This is a genomic window from Gordonia sp. w5E2 (assembly GCF_036540975.1).
Taxonomy (GTDB): domain Bacteria; phylum Actinomycetota; class Actinomycetes; order Mycobacteriales; family Mycobacteriaceae; genus Gordonia; species Gordonia jacobaea.
The window spans coordinates 2,859,561-2,879,124 of sequence record NZ_CP144213.1 but is presented as its reverse complement, the minus strand read 5'-3'; the positions used below and the strand labels follow the sequence as shown (position 1 = coordinate 2,879,124).

The window sequence follows — 19,564 nt, the reverse complement described above, 5'->3', positions numbered from 1 at the left end:
CGCATGGCACTCGCGCCGGAACTGACCGCACAGCTCAAGCGCAACACGGATGGGCTTTTCGCCGCGGTCGCCCAAGAACGCTCGACCGGGCAGGTCCTGATGGTCGCGTGGATGGACGACACGGCACTCGAGCGCACGCTCGCCACACGTCGAGCCACCTACTACTCACGCTCACGCCAGGAGTACTGGGTCAAGGGCGACACCAGCGGGCACACCCAATACGTGCACGACGCTCGTCTCGATTGCGACGGCGACACGATCCTGCTGGTCGTCGACCAGGTCGGTGCCGCCTGCCACACCGGCAACCACAGCTGTTTCGACACCCCGTCGCTGCCCTTCGACGTCGACGACGAGCAGGGCGATGATCAGCACGCCGACGGGGCGGGCGCGGCGTCGAGTTGATGCCTGGGACAATCGTCGGGGAGACACTCTCCCCACAGCTCCGCACTTCACGAGCTCGAACGCCGCACGACGCTGCGGCCGAGGACTCGACGCGGACCAGCCGACGGAAGGCGGTGACGCAGTCATGCCACTGATCCAGATCTCGCAGACCCCAGGTCTCTCCGACCGGGTCAAACGCGAGACCATCGCGGCGGTGACCGAGGCGTACGCGAAGGCCACCGGCAAGAACCCGGATTCGGTATGGGTCACGATCACCGAGGTGCCCCGTTCACAGTGGGGCGTCGGCGGCGAGCCGCTCGGATGAGCGGCGAACACACACTCGCAGCGGCGACCGACGGCTCGCGGAGCAGTTCTACGTCGACCACGAATGCCGATACGACGACGCTCGAGGAGTTCCTCGACCTCGCCTCCGACCATCGCGTCGTGCCGGTCACGCGCAAGGTGCTCGCCGACTCGGAGACGCCGTTGTCGGCGTATCGGAAACTGGCGGGTGAGCGGGAGGGCACGTTCCTTCTCGAATCCGCGGAGAACGGCCGGTCGTGGTCGCGGTGGTCGTTCATCGGCGTCGGTGCGCCCTCGGCGCTGACCGTTGTCGACGGCAAGGCCGCCTGGTGGGGCACTGTTCCCGCGGGCGCTCCCGTCGACGGCGATCCACTCACCGTGCTCGCCGAGTCGCTGCGGCTGCTGGCCACCGATCCCTTGCCCGGCATGCCGCCGCTGACCGGCGGGTTCGTCGGATTCATGGCGTACGACATGGTGCGCAGGCTCGAGCGGCTACCCGAGACAACAGTCGACGACCTCGGCCTTCCCGATCTGATGATGTTGTTGGCGACAGACCTTGCCGCCGTCGACCATCACGAGGGGAGCATCACCCTCATCGCGAACGCGGTGAATTGGGACGGCAGTGCCGAACGCGCCGAGGAGGCGTACGCCGACGCCGTCGCCCGACTCGACGCGATGACGCAGGCACTGGCTGCACCCGCGCCGTCGACCGTGTCGCGTTTCGACAGGCCGGCACCCGATTTCCGCGTGCAGCGCACCCGCGAGGAATACGGCGAGATCGTCACCGGCCTGGTGCGCGAGATCGAGGCGGGTGAGGCGTTCCAGGTGGTGCCGTCGATGCGCTTCGAGATCGACACCGACGCCGACCCCCTCGACGTCTATCGCATTCTGCGGGCCTCCAACCCGAGTCCGTACATGTACCTGCTGCGCATGCCGGGCGTGGGTACCGACGACAGCGGTGCACCCCGCACACCGTTCACGATCGTCGGATCGAGTCCCGAGGCGCTCGTGACCGTGACCGACCGGGTGGCCACGACGCACCCGATCGCCGGGACCCGCTGGCGCGGAGCCACCGAGGAAGAAGACCAACTCCTCGGCAAGGAACTCACCGAGGACGAGAAGGAGAACGCCGAGCACCTGATGCTCGTCGACCTCGGCCGCAACGACCTCGGGCGTGTGTGCGCCCCGGGCACCGTCAAGGTCAGCGACTACCGCCACATCGAGCGGTACAGCCACGTGATGCACCTCGTGTCGACGGTGTCTGGCACGCTGCGCGACGACAAGCACGCGCTCGACGCCGTCACCGCATGCTTTCCCGCGGGAACGCTGACCGGTGCACCCAAGGTGCGCGCGATGGAACTGATCGAAGCCAACGAGAAGACACGACGTGGCCTGTACGGCGGGATCGTCGGCTACCTCGATTTCGCAGGCAACGCCGACACCGCCATCGCGATCCGCACCGCTCTGATGCGCACGGGCATCGCCTACGTGCAATCGGGCGGCGGCGTGGTGGCCGACAGCGAATCCGACTACGAGTACAACGAGGCCCGCAACAAGGCCACCGCTGTACTCAACGCGATAGCGGCTGCCACGACGATGCGTCGCGTCGGCGTGGAGAGTGTCGGCGTGGAGAGTGACCGATGACCGTTCCCGACCCTGAACGAAATCCCGGCGCTGAAGGCCCTGATGTCGAGGGCGCTGAGGCGGGTAGTGCCGCCGATGGTGAGAAGCAGGTGGCACGAGCGCAGCGTCGAACAAAGCTTCTCGGATCGATACTGCTCGCCGCTGCGGCGCTCGCATTCTGGATTGCGTCACGCCTGACCTGGGCAACGGTGCTCGCTGCCGACGGGCTGTCCCCGGCGCGGACCTTCGACGTCAAGGGCAGCGACTGGAGCCCGTGGCTCACGCCGCTCGCACTGGTGTTGCTCGCAGCGATTCTGGCGGCGATGTCGCTTCGTGGGTGGGGTTTGCGCATCCTGGCGCTCCTGGTTGCCGCAGCGGGTGTGCTCGCCGCCTTCCCGGCGATCTCCCTCATCATGGGCGGAACCAACGACTTGTACGCCGCCACCGCCGCTGGCCTCAGCGATCGATACGTCGTGCAGTTGGTGACCACCAACAACTGGGTGGCCGCCGTTGTCCTCGTCGGGTCGCTGTGCGCCGTCGCCGCCGGGGTCCTGCTCATGCGTGTCGCATCCGGCGCGGGCATGTCGTCGAAGTACAAGACGCCTGCCGCGCGACGCGAAGACATCGAGCGTGAGATCTTCGCAGAACACAAGCGGCGCCAGGCAACCGAATCAGCGCAGACCGACAAGCGTGTCCAAACGGACAAGAGTGGCCAGACAGGCAAGAGCGGCCAGAGCGATGGCGACTCCCGGACTGCCGGCGCCGTCTCGTCGGCGGGGTCACCGGCGGGGGAGAAGAGCGCTGCGGCAGACGATTCGGCGGAGTCTGCCGAGTCGACGAGCGAGCGAGATGCTGAGCACGATGCGCCCAACGAGCGCATGCTCTGGGACGCTCTCGACACCGGGATCGATCCGACTGATCAACGATGACGAAAAACACAACCCGCTCCCGGCGCTTCGAAGGCGGCCGTCTACCCTGAGAGCACGAACAGAAAGGGAGCCAGCTGTCGTGAGCACGCCCACCGTCCTCGATTCAATTCTCGAGGGAGTGAAAGCCGATGTCGCCGCGCGCGAGGCGATCGTCGACTACGCGGCCGTCAAAAAGGCGTCCGTTGCCGCGCCGGCTCCTCGCGATGCGATGGCTGCGTTGCGCAAGACCGGAATCGGTGTCATCGCAGAGGTGAAGCGAGCGAGTCCTTCCAAGGGTGAGCTCGCCGACATCCCTGATCCAGCCGACCTCGCCGCCGCGTACGAAGCCGGTGGTGCGCGCATCATCAGCGTCCTCACGGAGGAGCGTCGGTTCCGTGGGTCGCTCGCCGACCTGGACGCCGTGCGCGCCCGCGTCGACATCCCCGTGCTGCGCAAGGATTTCATCGTCGGCCCGTACCAGATCCACGAGGCTCGCGCCCACGGCGCCGACGTCATCCTGCTGATCGTCGCGGCACTCGAGCAGAACGTGCTCGCCTCGCTGCTCGACCGCACCGAGAGTCTCGGGATGACCGCGCTCGTCGAGGTGCACACCGAAGACGAAGCCAGCCGCGCTCTGGAAGCGGGTGCGTCGGTCATCGGTGTCAACAACCGCAACCTGAAAACCCTTGAGGTCGACCGCAACACGTTTGCGCGCATCGCTCCGGGTCTGCCAACCGAGACCATCCGGGTCGCCGAATCGGGTGTGCGCGGTACCGCAGATCTACTGGCATTCGCTGGTGCGGGTGCCGACGCGGTACTCGTCGGTGAAGGCCTGGTCACCAGTGGCGACCCGCGTACTGCGGTCTCCGAACTCGTGACCGCCGGTACCCATCCTTCCTGTCCGAAACCCGTTCGCTGACACTCGCTTTCGATTTAGCGTCGACTTGCCGTGTCACGGACGACGAGATGTCTGTGAGAGTTCCGTGACCACCGAATCCCGATCCGACGATCAACTTCGCGCCGAGTTCCCCACTGCGAGTGTCGGAGTCAGCACCCGTACGTCGTCGGAACCCGACGCGGGCGGACACTTCGGCGTGTACGGCGGGCGTCACGTTCCCGAGGCGCTGATGGCGGTCATCGACGACGTGACCGCTGCCTACGAGAAGATGCGCACAGATGACGAGTTTCTCGGTGAGCTCGATCGCCTGCAGCGCGACTACGTCGGACGTCCCTCGCCGCTCTACGAAGCCACGCGCCTGAGCGAATTCGCCGGTGGCGCACGGATTTTCCTGAAGCGCGAAGACCTCAACCACACCGGTTCGCACAAGATCAACAACGTGCTCGGTCAGTTGTTGCTCGCCAAGCGCATGGGTAAAACCCGCATCATCGCCGAGACCGGTGCCGGTCAGCATGGTGTGGCCACCGCGACCGGCTGCGCACTGTTCGGTATGGAGTGCATCGTCTACATGGGCCGCGTCGACACCGACCGGCAGGCACTCAACGTCGCACGGATGCGACTGCTGGGCGCGGAGGTCGTCGCGGTCGACAACGGTTCTGCGACCCTGAAGGACGCGATCAACGAGGCGCTGCGCGACTGGGTGACCAACGCGCACAACACGTACTACTGCTTCGGTACGGCGGCCGGTCCGCATCCGTTCCCGATGATGGTGCGCGACCTGCAACGCATCGTCGGACTCGAAGCCCGCGCGCAGATCCTCGACCAGGCGGGGCGCCTACCCGACGCCGTCACCGCCTGTGTCGGTGGCGGATCCAACGCCATCGGCATCTTCCACCCCTTCCTCGACGATGCCGAGGTTCGCCTCGTCGGCTTCGAGGCCGCGGGCGACGGCGTCGAGACCGGTCGACATGCCGCGACGTTCACCGGAGGCACACCCGGCGCATTCCAGGGCGCCTACTCGTACCTGCTGCAGGACGAAGACGGCCAGACAATCGAATCGCACTCGATCTCAGCGGGACTGGACTACCCGGGGGTCGGGCCCGAGCACGCACAGCTCAAAGACACCGGCCGCGCCGAGTACCGTCCCATCACCGACACCGAGGCGATGGAGGCGCTCGCTCTGCTCAGCCGTCGCGAGGGCATCATCCCCGCCATCGAGTCGGCACACGCACTCGCCGGAGCTCTGGAGCTCGGTAAGGAACTGGGGGAGGGCGCGATCGTTCTGGTCAGCCTCTCCGGTCGCGGCGACAAGGATGTCGACACCGCTGCGCGCTGGTTCCACCTCTTCGACCCGCCACCATCGGAGAACGAGGTCGGCGTGACGACCGGTACGGCGGCCGCAACAAGCACCACGGGGGACGTGCAATGACACAGCCGAAGGCACCCGTGCACGCGGGACCGTCGAAGTTGAGCCCGGTCTTCGAGAAGTGTCGCGCCGAGGGGCGTGCCGCGCTCATCGGGTACCTCCCCGTCGGCTACCCGACCGTCGAAAAGTCCATTGAGTCGTTCGAGACGATGGTCCGCGCGGGCTGCGACATCATCGAAGTCGGTGTGCCGTACTCGGATCCGGTCATGGACGGACCGACCATCCAGGAGGCCGCCGACCTCGCGCTGACGAACGGGGTGCGGGTCCGCGACGTATTCCGTGCTGTCGAAGCGATCGCCGCCGCGGGCGGGAATGCCGTCGTCATGAGCTACTGGAATCCCGTGCTGCAGTACGGCGTCGACAAGTTCGCGCGTGACCTGGCGGCTGCGGGCGGTGCGGGCATGATCACGCCCAACCTGATCCCAGAAGAGGGTGCTGCCTGGCACGCGGCGTCCGACGAGTTCGACCTCGACCGCATCTACCTCGTCGCACCGTCGTCGACGACCGAGCGCATCGCGCTGACCGTCGACGCATCGCGCGGGTTCGTCTACGTCGCGTCGACGATGGGTGTCACGGGAGCGCGCGACGCGGTGTCCGACGCCGCGCCAGAGCTGTGTGCACGCGTCCGCGAGTACTCCGACATCCCGCTCGGCGTCGGACTCGGTGTTCGAAATCGTGAGCAGGCGTCGCAAATCGCGAGCTACGCCGATGGAGTGATCGTTGGCTCGGCACTGGTCACAGCGGCCAAGGCAGGCCAAGACCACCTGGCCGACCTCGTCACGGAACTGGCTGCGGGCGTGCACGAACCGCGAGCAGACCTCTGACCGCCTCGGTGGCTTCGGCCGTGGGGTCCGCAGCGTCCGTTAGGGTGGCAGCGTGACAGCGCCGACGACGACGATGCTCGCCTACATCCCCAGCCCGCCGCAGGGCGTGTGGTACATCGGCTCGTTTCCGCTCCGGGCCTACGCGTTATGCATCATCGTCGGCATCATCATCGCCGTGTGGTGGGGAAATCGTCGGTGGATTGCCCGTGGTGGGCGTTCGGGCGAGGTTCTCGACGTCGCGATCTGGGCGGTTCCGTTCGGCCTGATCGGTGGTCGCATCTACCACGTGCTCACCGACTGGCAGATCTACTTCGGTGACGGCGGCAAGACCCCGATCGACGCATTCAAGGTCTGGGACGGCGGTCTCGGCATCTGGGGCGCCGTGCTGTTCGGCGGCCTCGGTGCGTGGATAGGCACCAGGCGCATGGGCATCAAACTGCCGCCGTTTGCCGACGCCATCGCGCCTGCGATCCTGCTCGCCCAGGCCATCGGCCGCCTCGGCAACTACTTCAACCAGGAACTCTACGGCCGGCCGACCGACGTCCCGTGGGGCCTGGAGATCTACGAGCGCGTCGACGCGTCGGGACAGGCCGACCCCGGCCTGATCACGGGAGTGTCGAACGGCCAGGTCGTCGCGGTCGTCCACCCGACGTTCCTGTACGAGCTCTTGTGGAATCTCCTGATCGTCGTGATCCTGGTGCTCGTCGACCGCTACTTCCGCATCGGCCATGGCCGTCTCTTCGCGCTCTACGTCGTCGGGTACTGCATCGGGCGGTTTGCCGTCGAACTCATGCGGTCCGATCCCGCCTTCACCCACATCGCAGGCGTCCGCATCAACGTGTTCACCGCGGCCCTCGGCATCGTCTGCGGCGCGATCTACTTCATCGTCGCGCCCCGCGGCCGGGAGCAAGGGCTCGAGGTCTACTGGCCCGAACGCGCCGCTGAACTCGAGGAACTCGGCCACACCGGCGCCTACTTCGACGACGACATCGACGACGAGGACGACGACGGCGAGCACTTCTTCGACGACGAGGAAGTCGACGGCGACGCGGTCGAGGACGGCAAGGTCGAGGACGACAAGACCGAGCGGGAAAAGGTCGCGGCCGCCGAAGCGGATCGAGACGAGGAGTCCGATGACTCGTCGTCGAAGACGATCCCGGTCGCGGCCGCTGCTGGTGCGGCGGTTGCCGTCGGGGGTGCCGCTGCCGTCGGCGCGGACGACGAGGCATCGGACGTTGAGGCGTCGGACGGTGAGGCGTCGGACGGTGAGGCGTCGGACGGTGAGGCGTCGGACACCGACGTCGACGAGGCTGACGTCGCGCCCGACGTCGACGCCGACGAGACCGAGACTGGGACCGACGAGACCGAGGCCGACCCGGGCGAGGCCGCTGACTCGGACGCTGAACCCGACTCGGATACCGATACTGATGAGGACGCCCCCGCCGGCGACGAAGCCGTGGAAGATGGAGATGAGTCCGCCACCACCGAGCCAGATGTAGCCGAGTCCGATGCAACTGAGGCCGGTGGAGCCGAGGCTGGTGTAACCGATTCCGGTGACACAGAGTCCGATGGTTCCGAATCTGCCGGGTCCGACGCGGCGGATGATCCGACCGACGAAGGGGTTCCGATGAGCAGCGCAGAAGACAGCAGCGTGGCAGCCGACGAGATTGCGGAGGGGCTGTCCGAGGACATCGAGGACAAGGCCGACGACGAGGGCGACACCAGCCCGTCGGGCGTCGACGAAGATGAAGCCGAACTCGCCGACGGGCAGGAGATCGACGCGGGTGGACCCGACCCGGTTCTCGACGAGAACGAGGAGATCGTGTCCAAGATCATCCCGGGCACTGCCGAATCTGCTGACGCCAAACCGTGGAACCCCGAACACGATCCGGCTCGACCAGAGGGCGTGACCACCGAGTCGGAGATTCTCGAGGAGTCCGATTCTGAGTCCGACACGACGCCGGGCGACACCGCCGACATCGACGCCGAAGAGGTCGCCGAGGGCATCGCCGAAGATGCCGAGGACGCTGCCGATGACGACGGCGCCGCGACGGCAGAGGGCGTGGACGAAGCCGAAGAGGTTCTCGCCGACGGCCAGATGACGAACGCGGGCGGTCCCGACGCCGTCGTCGACGACTACGAAGAGATCGACGCCAAGATCATCCCGGGCACCGGCGAGTCGGCCGACGCCAAGCCTTGGAAGCCAAAGGACTCGCGGTAGCTCGACTCACTCGGGCGCCTGCCCCGGTACCGGGTCGTCAGCCTGGTGTGGGCTGCAGGAAGTAGGGGAAGGGTTCTTTCCGCGGCCTTCTTGCGTGTCCCCGCGAAGTTTTTTGGGGAAGGGTCGGGAAGTGGAGGAAGGATTCTTTCCCCTAGATTCTGCGCCGCCACCCGACGGCTCGACGCCGCGCCGCGGCTTGACGGTGCGCCCAGCCGACGACCCGCCGACCCTTCGCCCGACGCCTGACCCTCCGCCGACCCCAACCTCCACACCAACTCCCGCCGCGGCGTCGAAAACCACGCGGCGGGCGGTGGTCGGATAGAGTGGGATCTCACCCGGGAACACGCGTCCCCAACGGCGTCGTGTCCTGACTCCTGCTCCACGGGCCAGCGCTGTCCCTGAGGACTTCAGCATTTGATTCACGCGAATCGAGTGGAGGCTCGTGATGTTGTTTTCTGCGCTCCCGGCCAAACAGGGCCTGTACGACCCAGAGACAGAAGTGGATTCGTGTGGCGTCGCGATGGTTGCCGACATCCACGGTCGTCGGTCGCATTCGATTGTCGCCGACGGTCTGCTCGCGCTCGAGAACCTCGAACACCGCGGTGCTGCAGGCGCCGAGCCGAACAGCGGTGACGGAGCGGGCATCCTGATCCAGCTGCCCGACGAATTGTTCCGTGGCACAGTCGATTTCGCACTTCCCGCGCCGTCGGAGAACGGTGCGAACACCTATGCTGCCGGCACCTGCTTCCTGCCGATGGACCAGGCGGCCCGCCGAGATGCGATGGACCGCGTCGCGTCGCTCGCCGAGGCGGAGGGCATCACGATCCTCGGGTGGCGTGACCTCCCCGTCGACGTCGACGGCGCCGACATCGGCGAGACCGCAGTCGGCTGTATGCCCTTCATGGCGCAGTTGTTCGTCACGGTCGAACCGGAACCGGGACAACCACGTCTCGGCGGCCTCGACCTCGACCGCTACATCTATCCGTTCCGCAAGCAGGCCGAGCGCATCACGCCCGAGTTCGAGGCCGCGGGCACCGGGCTGTACGTCGCGTCGCTGTCGAGCCGCACCATGGTCTACAAGGGCATGCTCACGACGATGCAGTTGCCGCTCTACTACCCCGACCTGCGCGACGACCGCTGCCTCAGTGCCATCGCCATCGTCCACTCGCGCTTCTCCACCAACACTTTTCCGTCCTGGCCGCTCGCGCACCCCTTCCGGTTCGTCGCACACAACGGTGAGATCAACACCGTGCGCGGCAACCGCAACCGCATGCGGGCTCGCGAGGCTCTCCTCGAGACCGACCTCATTCCCGGCGACCTCAAGCGCGCGTTCCCTATCTGCACACCCGAGGCCTCCGATTCGGCGTCGCTCGACGAGGTCCTCGAACTCCTCCACCTCGGTGGCCGCAGCGTGCCGCACGCGGTGATGCTGATGGTGCCGGAGGCGTGGGAGAACGTCCCGTCGATGGACCCTAAGCGCCGCGCGTTTCTGCAGTTCAACGCCTCTCTGATGGAGGCGTGGGACGGTCCCGCATGTGTGACGTTCACCGACGGAACCGTCGTAGGCGCCGTCCTCGACCGCAACGGACTGCGCCCAGGACGTTGGTGGCAGACGCGCGACGGACGGGTCATCCTCGCTTCGGAATCCGGCGTCCTCGACGTCCCGGTCGACGACGTGGTCTCCAAGGGGCGCCTCGAACCGGGTCGGATGTTCCTCGTCGACACCGCGCAGGGACGGATCATTCCCGACGAGGAGATCAAGGGCGATCTCATGCGTTCGGAGCCCTACGACGAGTGGCTGCACGCGGGACTCCTCGACATCGCCACGCTCCCGCCGCGCCCCGTCTACAAGCCCAACCACGACACGGTCGTCCGACGTCAGGTGTCCTTCGGCTACACCGAAGAAGACCTGCGCGTCTTGCTGACCCCGATGGCGGCGTCGGGTTACGAACCGCTCGGCTCGATGGGCACCGACACGCCCGTCGCCGTGATGTCGCAGCGTTCGCGGTTGCTCTACGACTACTTCGTCGAGCTATTCGCGCAGGTCACCAACCCGCCACTCGATGCGATCCGCGAGGAAATCGTCACCTCGATGGCGCGTGTGATGGGACCCGAGCAGAACCTGCTCGCCCCGACCGCGGCGTCGTGTCGACAGATCATGCTGCACTGGCCGGTCATCGACAACGACGATCTCGCCAAGCTCGTCCACATCAACGACGACGGCGACAACCCGGGACTCTCCGCGAAGGTCCTCCACGGACTCTATGAGGTGGCCCGCGGCGGGGAGGGCCTCGCCGATGCGCTCGAAGATCTTCGACGCCGCGCCAGCCAGGCGATCGCGGAGGGCCACAGCACGCTCGTCGTGTCGGACAGGCACTCCGACCGTGAGCACGCGCCGATTCCTTCGCTGCTGGCGGCGTCGGCGGTGCATCACCATCTCGTCCGCACCAAGGAGCGCACGAAGATCGCGCTCATCGTCGAGTCGGGCGACGCGCGCGAAGTCCACCACATCGCACTGCTCATCGGCTTCGGCGCTGCGGCGGTCAACCCGTACCTTGCACTCGAATCGATCGAGGATCTGATCGCCGAGGGCGAGCTGACGGGCGTCAGGCCGTCGAAGGCCAAGCGCAACTACATCGAGGCACTCGGCAAGGGCGTCCTGAAGGTGATGAGCAAGATGGGCATCTCGACCATCAGCTCGTACACGGCGTCGCAGGCGTTCGAGGCGGTCGGACTCTCGTCTGCTGTCGTCAAGGAGTACTTCACCAGGACGGTGTCACGGATCGAGGGCGTCGGGCTCGACGAACTCGCCGAGGAAGTTCGCATCCGACACCACCGGGCGTTCCCGCGTAACCCAACCGAGCAGGTGTACCGACGACTCGAAGTGGGCGGCGAATACCAGTACCGCCGTGAGGGTGAGCTGCACATGTTCACCCCGGAGACGGTCTTCTTGCTCCAGCACGCCACCAAGACCGGACGCGACGACGTGTTCCAGGCGTATTCGGACAAGGTCGACGATCAGTCGCGTAAGGGCGGCACACTTCGCGGACTGTTCGAATTGGACTTCACCGGTCGCGATCCCGTGCCGCTCGACGAGGTCGAGCCGATCGAGTCGATCATGACGCGCTTCAACACAGGCGCGATGAGCTACGGCTCGATCTCCGCCGAGGCGCACGAGACCATCGCGATCGCGATGAACCGCATCGGTGGCCGCTCCAACTCGGGTGAGGGCGGCGAGGACACCGACCGCCTCTACGATCCGGAACGACGCAGCGCGGTCAAGCAGGTCGCGTCGGGTCGGTTCGGCGTGACGAGCGACTACCTCACCAACGCCACCGACATCCAGATCAAGATGGCGCAGGGTGCCAAGCCCGGTGAGGGCGGCCAGCTCCCCGCGTACAAGGTGTACCCGTGGATCGCGAAGACTCGTCATTCGACGCCGGGCGTCGCGCTCATCTCGCCGCCGCCGCACCACGACATCTACTCCATCGAAGACCTCGCGCAACTGATCCACGATCTGAAGAACGCCAATTCCGACGCGCGCATCCACGTGAAGCTGGTGAGTGCTGTCGGTGTCGGCACCGTCGCGACAGGTGTCTCCAAGGCCCATGCCGACGTCGTGCTGATCTCCGGATACGACGGCGGAACGGGAGCGTCGCCGCTCACCTCGCTCAAGCATGCGGGCACACCCTGGGAGATCGGCCTCGCCGACGCCCAGCAGACGTTGATGCTGAACGGGTTGCGCGATCGCATCACCGTGCAGTGCGACGGTGCCCTGCGCACGGGTCGCGATGTCATCATGGCCGCGTTGCTCGGTGCCGAGGAGTACGGCTTCTCGACCGCACCGCTCATCGTGTCCGGGTGCATCATGATGCGTGTCTGCCACCTCGACACCTGCCCGGTCGGCGTCGCGACGCAGAACCCGGTGCTGCGTTCGCGGTTCACCGGCCAGGCCGAGCACATCGTCAACTTCTTCCGGTTCATCGCGGAAGACGTGCGAAAGTACCTGGCGCAGTTGGGATACCGGACGCTCGACGACGCGATCGGACAGTCGCAGCGGCTCCACACCGACACCGCCGTCGCCCATTGGAAGAGCAAGGGACTCGATCTCAGCCCGATCTTCCGTCGGATCGAGGACAAGGGCCCGACCCGCCGTGTGCGCGGTCAGGACCACGGCCTCGACAAAGCGCTCGACCAGACGCTCATCCAACTCGCCGAAGGTGCACTCGAAGATGCGCATCCGGTGACACTCGAGCTCCCGGTGCGCAACGTCAACCGCACCGTCGGCACGCTGCTCGGTTCGGAGGTGACACGACGATACGGCGCCGAGGGGCTCGCCGAGGACACCATCACCGTCGAGCTCACCGGCTCGGCAGGGCAGTCGCTGGGCGCGTTCCTTCCGCCAGGTGTGACCATCAAGCTCACCGGTGACACCAACGACTACGTCGGCAAGGGATTGTGTGGCGGCAAGATCGTGGTTGCTCCGCACGAGGATGCCTGGTTCATCGCAGAAGACCAGGTCATCGCGGGTAACACCATCCTCTACGGCGCGACGTCGGGCGAGGTTTACCTGCGCGGCAAGGTCGGCGAGCGGTTCTCCGTGCGCAACTCGGGTGCCACAGCGGTGGTCGAAGGCGTCGGCGATCACGCCTGCGAGTACATGACCGGCGGTCGCGTCGTGATCCTCGGACCTACCGGGCGCAACATGGCCGCGGGCATGTCCGGCGGTATCGCATTCGTCTACGACCTCGACGAGACCAAGGTCAACGGCGCGATGGTGGAGCTTCTCCGACCCGACCCCGACGACCTGCGCTGGCTACATGAGCACATCACGAAGCACACCGAGCTCACCGGATCGGCGATCGGTGCGTCGATGCTCGCCGACTGGCCGAGGCGATGCCTGGCCTTCACCAAGGTGATGCCCACCGATTACAAGCGCGTCCTCGACGCGGCCAGGATGGCCGAAGCCGAAGGGCGAGATGTTGATTCAGCGATCATGGAGGCGGCACGTGGCTGACCCACGCGGATTCCTGGAAGTCGGGAAGAAAGAATCGAAGTATCGTCCGGTCGCCGAGCGCGTGCAGGACTGGGAAGACGTGTACGCGCACGGATTCGACCCCGTCGCCTCGCTCAACGAGGTATCCGAGCAGGCCCGTCGGTGCATGGATTGCGGAATCCCGTTCTGCCACTCCGGAACTGCGGGTTGTCCGTTGGGAAATCTGATCCCTGAGTGGAACGACCTCGTGCGTCGTGGTCGGTGGGATGCGGCAAGCGCGCGCCTGCACGCGACCAACAACTTCCCCGAGTTCACCGGAATGGTCTGTCCCGCACCGTGCGAGGCGGCGTGCGTGTTGTCGATCTCCGAGCCGACGACCGGCGGCAGCGTGACGATCAAACGCATCGAGAAGACGATCGCCTACGAGTCGTGGGCAGAGGGCATCATCGGCCCCGAAGCGCCGGATGCGAAGTCGGGCAAGTCGGTTGCCGTCGTCGGCTCCGGTCCCGGCGGATTGGCGGCAGCTCAACAATTGACACGCGCCGGCCACGACGTCACGGTCTACGAGAAGGACGACCGCGTCGGCGGACTTCTGCGCTACGGCATTCCCGAGTACAAGCTTCAGAAGTCCGACATCGAGCGGCGAATCGCTCAGATGCGTGCTGAGGGAACACAATTCGTGGTCAACTGCGATGTCGGCATCGACCTCACCGTCGACGAGCTGCGCAGCAGGCACGACGCCGTCGTGCTCGCGATCGGCGCGATGAAGGCGCGTGACAATCCGGTCCCGGGACGTGAGCTCAACGGAGTGCACCTCGCGATGGAGCACCTCGTGCCGGCCAACAAGGAGTGCGAGGGCGACGGGCCATCGCCGATCAGCGCCGCGGGCAAACACGTCGTCATCATCGGCGGCGGCGACACCGGAGCCGACTGCCTCGGAACCGCGCATCGCCAGGGCGCGGCGTCGGTGGTCCAGCTCGACTACAACGCCGAACTACCCAGCGACCGTGACGACAACCGTTCGCCGTGGCCGACCTGGCCGCTCGTCATGCGGACGTCGAGTGCGCACGCGGAGGGCGGCGAACGCAAGTACCAGGTTGCGGTGCAACGATTCGTCGGCGACGCCGACGGCAACGTGACGGCGATGGTGCTCGCCGAAGTGAAGGTCGTACGTGAGCCCGACGGTCGACGGGTGATCACCCCCGTCAGCGACGAGTTCGAGATCCCTTGCGAGTTGGCACTTTTCGCCATCGGATTCGAAGGAGTACGCGACACGGCACTTCTCGCCGATCTGGGGATCGAGCCCAACCGCCGCGGCAACATCTCGTGCGGAAGCGACTGGCAGACCGACGCGCCCGGCGTGTTCGTGTGCGGCGACGCCCACCGCGGAGCGTCGTTGGTGGTGTGGGCGATCGCCGAGGGACGTTCGACTGCACGCGCCGTCGACGAATTCCTCATGGGTGCCTCGGATTTGCCGTCACCGGTAAAACCAGCCCAACTCCCGCTGTCGGTTCGCTGACCCGCGACGAGCAACGCTGCGTTGACGTCCGGTGACAACTCAGGTGTAACGATGGCTATGCCGAAACGAGCGGACTAAGGTGAGCACAGTGGAACGCCGAACCAAGATCGTCTGCACCCTGGGTCCAGCTACCAATAGCGAAGAGAGGCTGAAGGAACTCGTCGACGCCGGAATGGACGTCGCGCGACTCAATTTCAGCCACGGCACGCACGACGACCACAAAGTGGTCTACGAAAGAGTGCGCAAGGCCGGCGACAACGCCGAGAAGGCCGTCGGCATCCTCGCCGACCTTCAGGGACCCAAGATCCGACTGGGCAAATTCGAAGACGACGGCGCGCTCAACGGCGAAGTCATGTGGAACACCGGCGACACCGTGCGCATCACCACCGACGACATCGTTGGAACGCACGACCGCGTGTCGACCACGTACAAGCGACTCGCCGACGACGCCGTCCCCGGCGACCGGCTGCTCGTCGACGACGGCAAGGTGGGCCTCGTGGTCACCGACGTAGAAGGCAACGACGTGGTCTGCACCGTCACCGAAGGTGGCCCGGTCTCGAACAACAAGGGCCTCTCACTGCCCGGCATGAACGTCTCGGTGCCCGCGATGAGCGAGAAAGACATCGCCGACCTCGAATTCGCCCTCGGCCTCGGCGTCGACCTCGTGGCACTGTCCTTCGTGCGCAGCCCTGCCGACATCGAACTCGTCCACGAGGTCATGGACCGTGTCGGACGCCGCGTGCCCGTCATCGCCAAGCTGGAGAAGCCCGAGGCCATCGACAACCTCGAGGCCATCGTGCTCGCGTTCGACGCCATCATGGTCGCCCGCGGCGACCTCGGCGTCGAACTGCCGCTGGAGGAAGTGCCGCTCGTGCAGAAGCGTGCCATCCAGATGGCTCGCGAGAACGCCAAGCCGGTGATCGTGGCAACGCAGATGCTCGACTCCATGATCGAGAACTCGCGCCCAACCCGCGCGGAGGCATCCGACGTCGCCAACGCCGTGCTCGACGGCGCCGATGCGGTGATGCTCTCCGGCGAGACATCGGTCGGCAAATGGCCCATCGAAGCGGTGCGCACCATGAACCGGATCTGCAAGGCCGTCGAGGGAAGCTCGCGCGACGTCCCGCCGCTGTCGCACGTCCCGCGCACCAAGCGCGGCATCATCTCCTACGCCGCACGCGACATCGGCGAACGACTCGAAGTCAAAGCCCTCGTCGCGTTCACCCAGTCCGGTGACACGGTTCGACGCCTCGCGCGCCTGCACTCACGACTCCCGCTGCTGGCGTTCACGCCCACCCAGGCCGTGCGCAGCCAGCTCGCCCTGAGCTGGGGCACCGAGACGTTCATCGTCGACCGCGTCGACACCACCGACAACATGATCGACCAGGTCGACCTGCAACTCCTGCGAATCGGGAGGCTTCGCGATGGCGACGTTGTCGTGATCGTCGCCGGCGCGCCCCCCGGCACCGTCGGCTCGACCAACATGATTCACGTGCACCGCATCGGCGAGCAGGACCACTGAGGTTTCTGCGCGGCTCGTGGCTGCGCCCGTCGCCACGAGCCGACGCAGCCACCAGCCGCACCTCCTCTGCGGCTGACCGCATAGGGTGATCTGCATGACAACCGACGTGTCCGAGGATCTCGGCAAACTCCTCGACCTGCTCGACGTCGAACGACGCGAGGACGACCTGTTCATCGGGCAGCACCCCGAGCAGAAGACCGCGCGCACCTTCGGCGGCCAGATGCTCGGGCAGGGCGTCGTCGCGGCGGGACGCACCCTGACGCGCGGGAACCCTCCCGTCCACGCGTTGCACGCACACTTCATCCGCGGCGGCGACGTCAAGAAGCCCCTCGAGTACCACATCGACCGCTACCGCGACGGCAAGTCCTTCGCCAATCGGCAGGTGACCGCGATCCAAGACGACGAGGTCATCTTCACCATGCTCGTCGCTTTCCAGGACAACGCCGCGGGTCTCGAGCACGCGGTCGAGATCCCTCAGGTTCCCTACCCGGAAGAACTGCCCCCGCTCGGCGAGCACTTCAAGGGCTTCGAGGACCGCATCGCCACCTTCGTCAACGCGTTGCACCCCATCGACATCCGCTTCGCCAATGATCCCTCATGGAAGATGCGCGAAGCCGGAGAGACGTTGCGCGACAACAGAGTATGGATGAAAGCCGACGGCGTCATGCCCGACGATCCGCTGCTCCACGTCGCAGCGATGTGCTACGCATCCGACACCACGGTGCTCGACTCGATCATCACGACGCACGGCCTGTCCTGGGGCATCGACCGATTGTTCGCGGCGACCGTCAATCACTCGATGTGGTTTCACCGTGACTTCCGCTTCGACGAGTGGATGCTCTACGCCACGCGATCGCCGGTCGCCACCGGCTCGCGCGGGATGGGCTCGGGCCGCTTCTGGAAGCGAGACGGAACCCTTGCGACCTCCGTCGTGCAAGAAGCCCTGATCAAATACTTCCCTCCGAAGGAGTGACACGTAGTGCATCCGGGATCGTGGTCGGGCCAGCAACACCCACAGTCGCCGCAACACCCCCAGTCACCGCAACACCCTCAGTCGCAGCAACACACACAGTCGCAGGAGTACCCCAAAGAGCAGCAGTACTCGCAGAACCAGGGCTACCCGCAGACCTTCCAGCAACCGCAGTATCCGAGTGACTCGCAGCAAGGGACCACCGAGTTCTGGCTGGACTCGGGTGCCTCGTTGCCGCGACGCGATTGGCAACACAAGACCCGTGTGCCGGTTATCGTCGGCACCTCGATTGCGATGGTTGTGTTCGCGGCCCTCGCCGGGCTCGCCGTCGTGCTCGGAATCAACTACACGCCGCAGTTCACTGCGATCGGAGGGGTTCCGGTGAGCTGCGGGTCGTGGGAGACCGAAGCCAACGGCGGCACCATTTCCGACAAGTCGGTCGTGACCATCTACAGCGAAACGGGCACGAAACTTGCGACGACGCCGCTCGAACGCCACAGTACGGACGAGGGGCGGCAGTGTGTGCTGAGGTTCTCCGTCGACGACGTCGACGCCAGCCAGAGCGGCTACGTGGTGCACGTGGGAGATACCTTTGCACAACCGGTTTCGGGTTCGGCGCTGAAGCGTGGAGTGGTGTTTCGCCCGACTGCATGACGGCTGACACGCCACATGAGAATGGCGCGCCGCCGATGCGAGTGCCCGGGCCGCTGCCTTCCTGATCGCTGACTTGCGACACCGACTTGCGACACCGACGAACACTCACGAGAGAGACGACTGATGACCACCACAATCGCGCCATTGACGGAGGCCGATCGGCAGGACTGGGCGCCGCTATGGGCGGGGTACCTGACGTTCTACGAGCACGAACTGAGCGATGAACAGAATGAGCTGACCTTCGCACGGATCCTCGACCCCGACTACCCGATGTTCGGTGCGATCGCGCGCGACGAGACCGGACGAGCGATCGGCATCGTGCACTGGCTGACGCATGCGTCGACGTGGAGCGATGCTCCCTACACCTATCTCGAAGACCTCTTCGTCGCTCCGGATGTTCGCCGGAGCGGCGCAGGGCGTGCGCTGATCGATCACGTACTCGAGTGGACTCGCAACGAGGGACTACCGAAGGTCTACTGGCAGACCGCACGCGACAACACGACGGCCCGTTCTCTGTACGACACCATCGCGTCGAACGACTTCGTCGTTTACGAGGTCGAACTGACCTGACCAGGTGTGCTGGTCGCAGCGCGAGCCGGAGCGCGTGTGCGTTGCGTGCACACCGCTATGCCCCACAGGATCAACCACACCGACATGCCTCCGACCTGGATACGCTGCGCCAGCCCGAGGTAGTAGTCGCCGTGCAGGTTGTCGGCGATCAGCATCCACGCGGTGGTCACCGCGACGATGACGAGTACGGTAAGCCCGGCTGTCCGGAGCAGGGGCCATATCGGCGGGCGTTGTCGATAGGCGGCCACCACACCCGCGATCATCGTGATGAAGATGGCGAACACGGCGACCGTGCTGGTCAACGCATGTATGTGATGCAACTGGGGGAGAAGCCCACTCGGTTCGTACGGGCAATCCTTGTCGACGCCGGGGATGCAGTCGATGGGTGCGAGCGCATCGGCCAACGTCGCTGCACCGAACACGCCGAACGAGATCACAGCGATCCGTGCGTACACCCCACTCACGATCGGGCGCGGAAGAAAGAAAATCAGCGCCGAGCACACCGCGAAGATCGAGGTGAGGATGTCGCCGACCTCGTACACCGCTCGGTGGGGTCGGTGGGCAGCGTCGAGTTCGCTGAGGAAGCTGTTCAGCGGATCGAGCGGGCTCGACCAGAAGAACTCGAGGACCCACGACGAGTAGCAGATTCCGGCCAGCGCTATGAGTATCCCCGCGGTGATCCGGCGGGTCGTCGACAACGAAGGCATTCGATCAGGTTAGTCCACCGGAGAACAGGTGCCCCGAGGCTT

Annotated in this window: 15 protein-coding genes; 14 read left to right on the top strand and 1 reads right to left on the bottom strand. The window is 65.9% G+C overall.

Features of this window, described 5'->3' with window-relative positions; translation table 11 throughout:
- Window positions 1-3 precede the first annotated feature (3 nt).
- From hisI to RND64_RS12870, 14 genes are all read left to right on the top strand, one after another.
- Window positions 4-402 (top strand): phosphoribosyl-AMP cyclohydrolase, encoded by a 399-nt coding sequence (gene hisI / locus RND64_RS12935; RefSeq protein ID WP_331436077.1) that lies wholly within the window; start codon window positions 4-6, stop codon window positions 400-402.
- A 124-nt stretch (window positions 403-526) separates the two neighbouring features.
- Window positions 527-706 carry a tautomerase family protein gene (locus RND64_RS12930; RefSeq protein ID WP_005179191.1) on the top strand — a complete coding sequence of 60 codons (180 nt, stop codon included), beginning with the start codon at window positions 527-529 and terminating at the stop codon, window positions 704-706.
- The gene (locus RND64_RS12925; protein WP_331436076.1) at window positions 703-2,328 is read left to right on the top strand and encodes an anthranilate synthase component I; all 1,626 of its coding nucleotides are present in this window, start codon (window positions 703-705) and stop codon (window positions 2,326-2,328) included. Before RND64_RS12930 ends, RND64_RS12925 begins: the two co-directional genes overlap by 4 nt.
- Window positions 2,325-3,236, top strand: a complete 912-nt coding sequence (locus RND64_RS12920; RefSeq protein WP_331436075.1) for a TIGR02234 family membrane protein — start codon at window positions 2,325-2,327, stop codon at window positions 3,234-3,236. The genes RND64_RS12925 and RND64_RS12920 overlap by 4 nt, the downstream gene beginning before the upstream one ends.
- 79 nt (window positions 3,237-3,315) lie before the next feature.
- Window positions 3,316-4,134, top strand: a complete 819-nt coding sequence (gene trpC / locus RND64_RS12915; protein WP_049698191.1) for an indole-3-glycerol phosphate synthase TrpC — start codon at window positions 3,316-3,318, stop codon at window positions 4,132-4,134.
- 64 nt (window positions 4,135-4,198) lie between these two features.
- A complete protein-coding gene (trpB, locus tag RND64_RS12910; protein WP_331436074.1) occupies window positions 4,199-5,542 on the top strand; it encodes a tryptophan synthase subunit beta in 1,344 nt (447 codons plus the stop codon).
- The gene (gene trpA / locus RND64_RS12905; protein ID WP_331436073.1) at window positions 5,539-6,363 is read left to right on the top strand and encodes a tryptophan synthase subunit alpha; all 825 of its coding nucleotides are present in this window, start codon (window positions 5,539-5,541) and stop codon (window positions 6,361-6,363) included. Before trpB ends, trpA begins: the two co-directional genes overlap by 4 nt.
- A gap of 73 nt (window positions 6,364-6,436) precedes the next feature.
- Entirely contained in the window at window positions 6,437-8,584 is a 2,148-nt protein-coding gene (gene lgt / locus RND64_RS12900; protein WP_442903975.1) for a prolipoprotein diacylglyceryl transferase, read from the top strand.
- Between the two features lie 445 nt (window positions 8,585-9,029).
- Window positions 9,030-13,601, top strand: a complete 4,572-nt coding sequence (gltB, locus tag RND64_RS12895; RefSeq protein WP_331436071.1) for a glutamate synthase large subunit — start codon at window positions 9,030-9,032, stop codon at window positions 13,599-13,601.
- Complete coding sequence (locus tag RND64_RS12890; RefSeq protein WP_331436070.1) at window positions 13,594-15,099, top strand: glutamate synthase subunit beta; 1,506 nt, start codon at window positions 13,594-13,596, stop codon at window positions 15,097-15,099. Before gltB ends, RND64_RS12890 begins: the two co-directional genes overlap by 8 nt.
- A gap of 88 nt (window positions 15,100-15,187) precedes the next feature.
- Window positions 15,188-16,621 carry a pyruvate kinase gene (pyk, locus tag RND64_RS12885; RefSeq protein WP_039856938.1) on the top strand — a complete coding sequence of 478 codons (1,434 nt, stop codon included), beginning with the start codon at window positions 15,188-15,190 and terminating at the stop codon, window positions 16,619-16,621.
- Between the two features lie 94 nt (window positions 16,622-16,715).
- Window positions 16,716-17,594 carry an acyl-CoA thioesterase gene (locus tag RND64_RS12880; RefSeq protein WP_049698185.1) on the top strand — a complete coding sequence of 293 codons (879 nt, stop codon included), beginning with the start codon at window positions 16,716-16,718 and terminating at the stop codon, window positions 17,592-17,594.
- Window positions 17,595-17,600: 6 nt separating this feature from the next.
- Window positions 17,601-18,245: a hypothetical protein gene (locus RND64_RS12875; RefSeq protein WP_331436069.1), complete on the top strand. Its 645-nt coding sequence runs from the start codon at window positions 17,601-17,603 to the stop codon at window positions 18,243-18,245.
- 123 nt (window positions 18,246-18,368) lie between these two features.
- A complete protein-coding gene (locus RND64_RS12870) occupies window positions 18,369-18,815 on the top strand; it encodes a GNAT family N-acetyltransferase (RefSeq protein ID WP_331436068.1) in 447 nt (148 codons plus the stop codon).
- Here the strand turns inward: RND64_RS12870 and RND64_RS12865 are convergent.
- A complete protein-coding gene (locus tag RND64_RS12865; protein WP_331436067.1) occupies window positions 18,794-19,522 on the bottom strand; it encodes a DUF998 domain-containing protein in 729 nt (242 codons plus the stop codon). The genes RND64_RS12870 and RND64_RS12865 overlap by 22 nt on opposite strands.
- Between the last annotated feature and the right edge of the window lie 42 nt (window positions 19,523-19,564).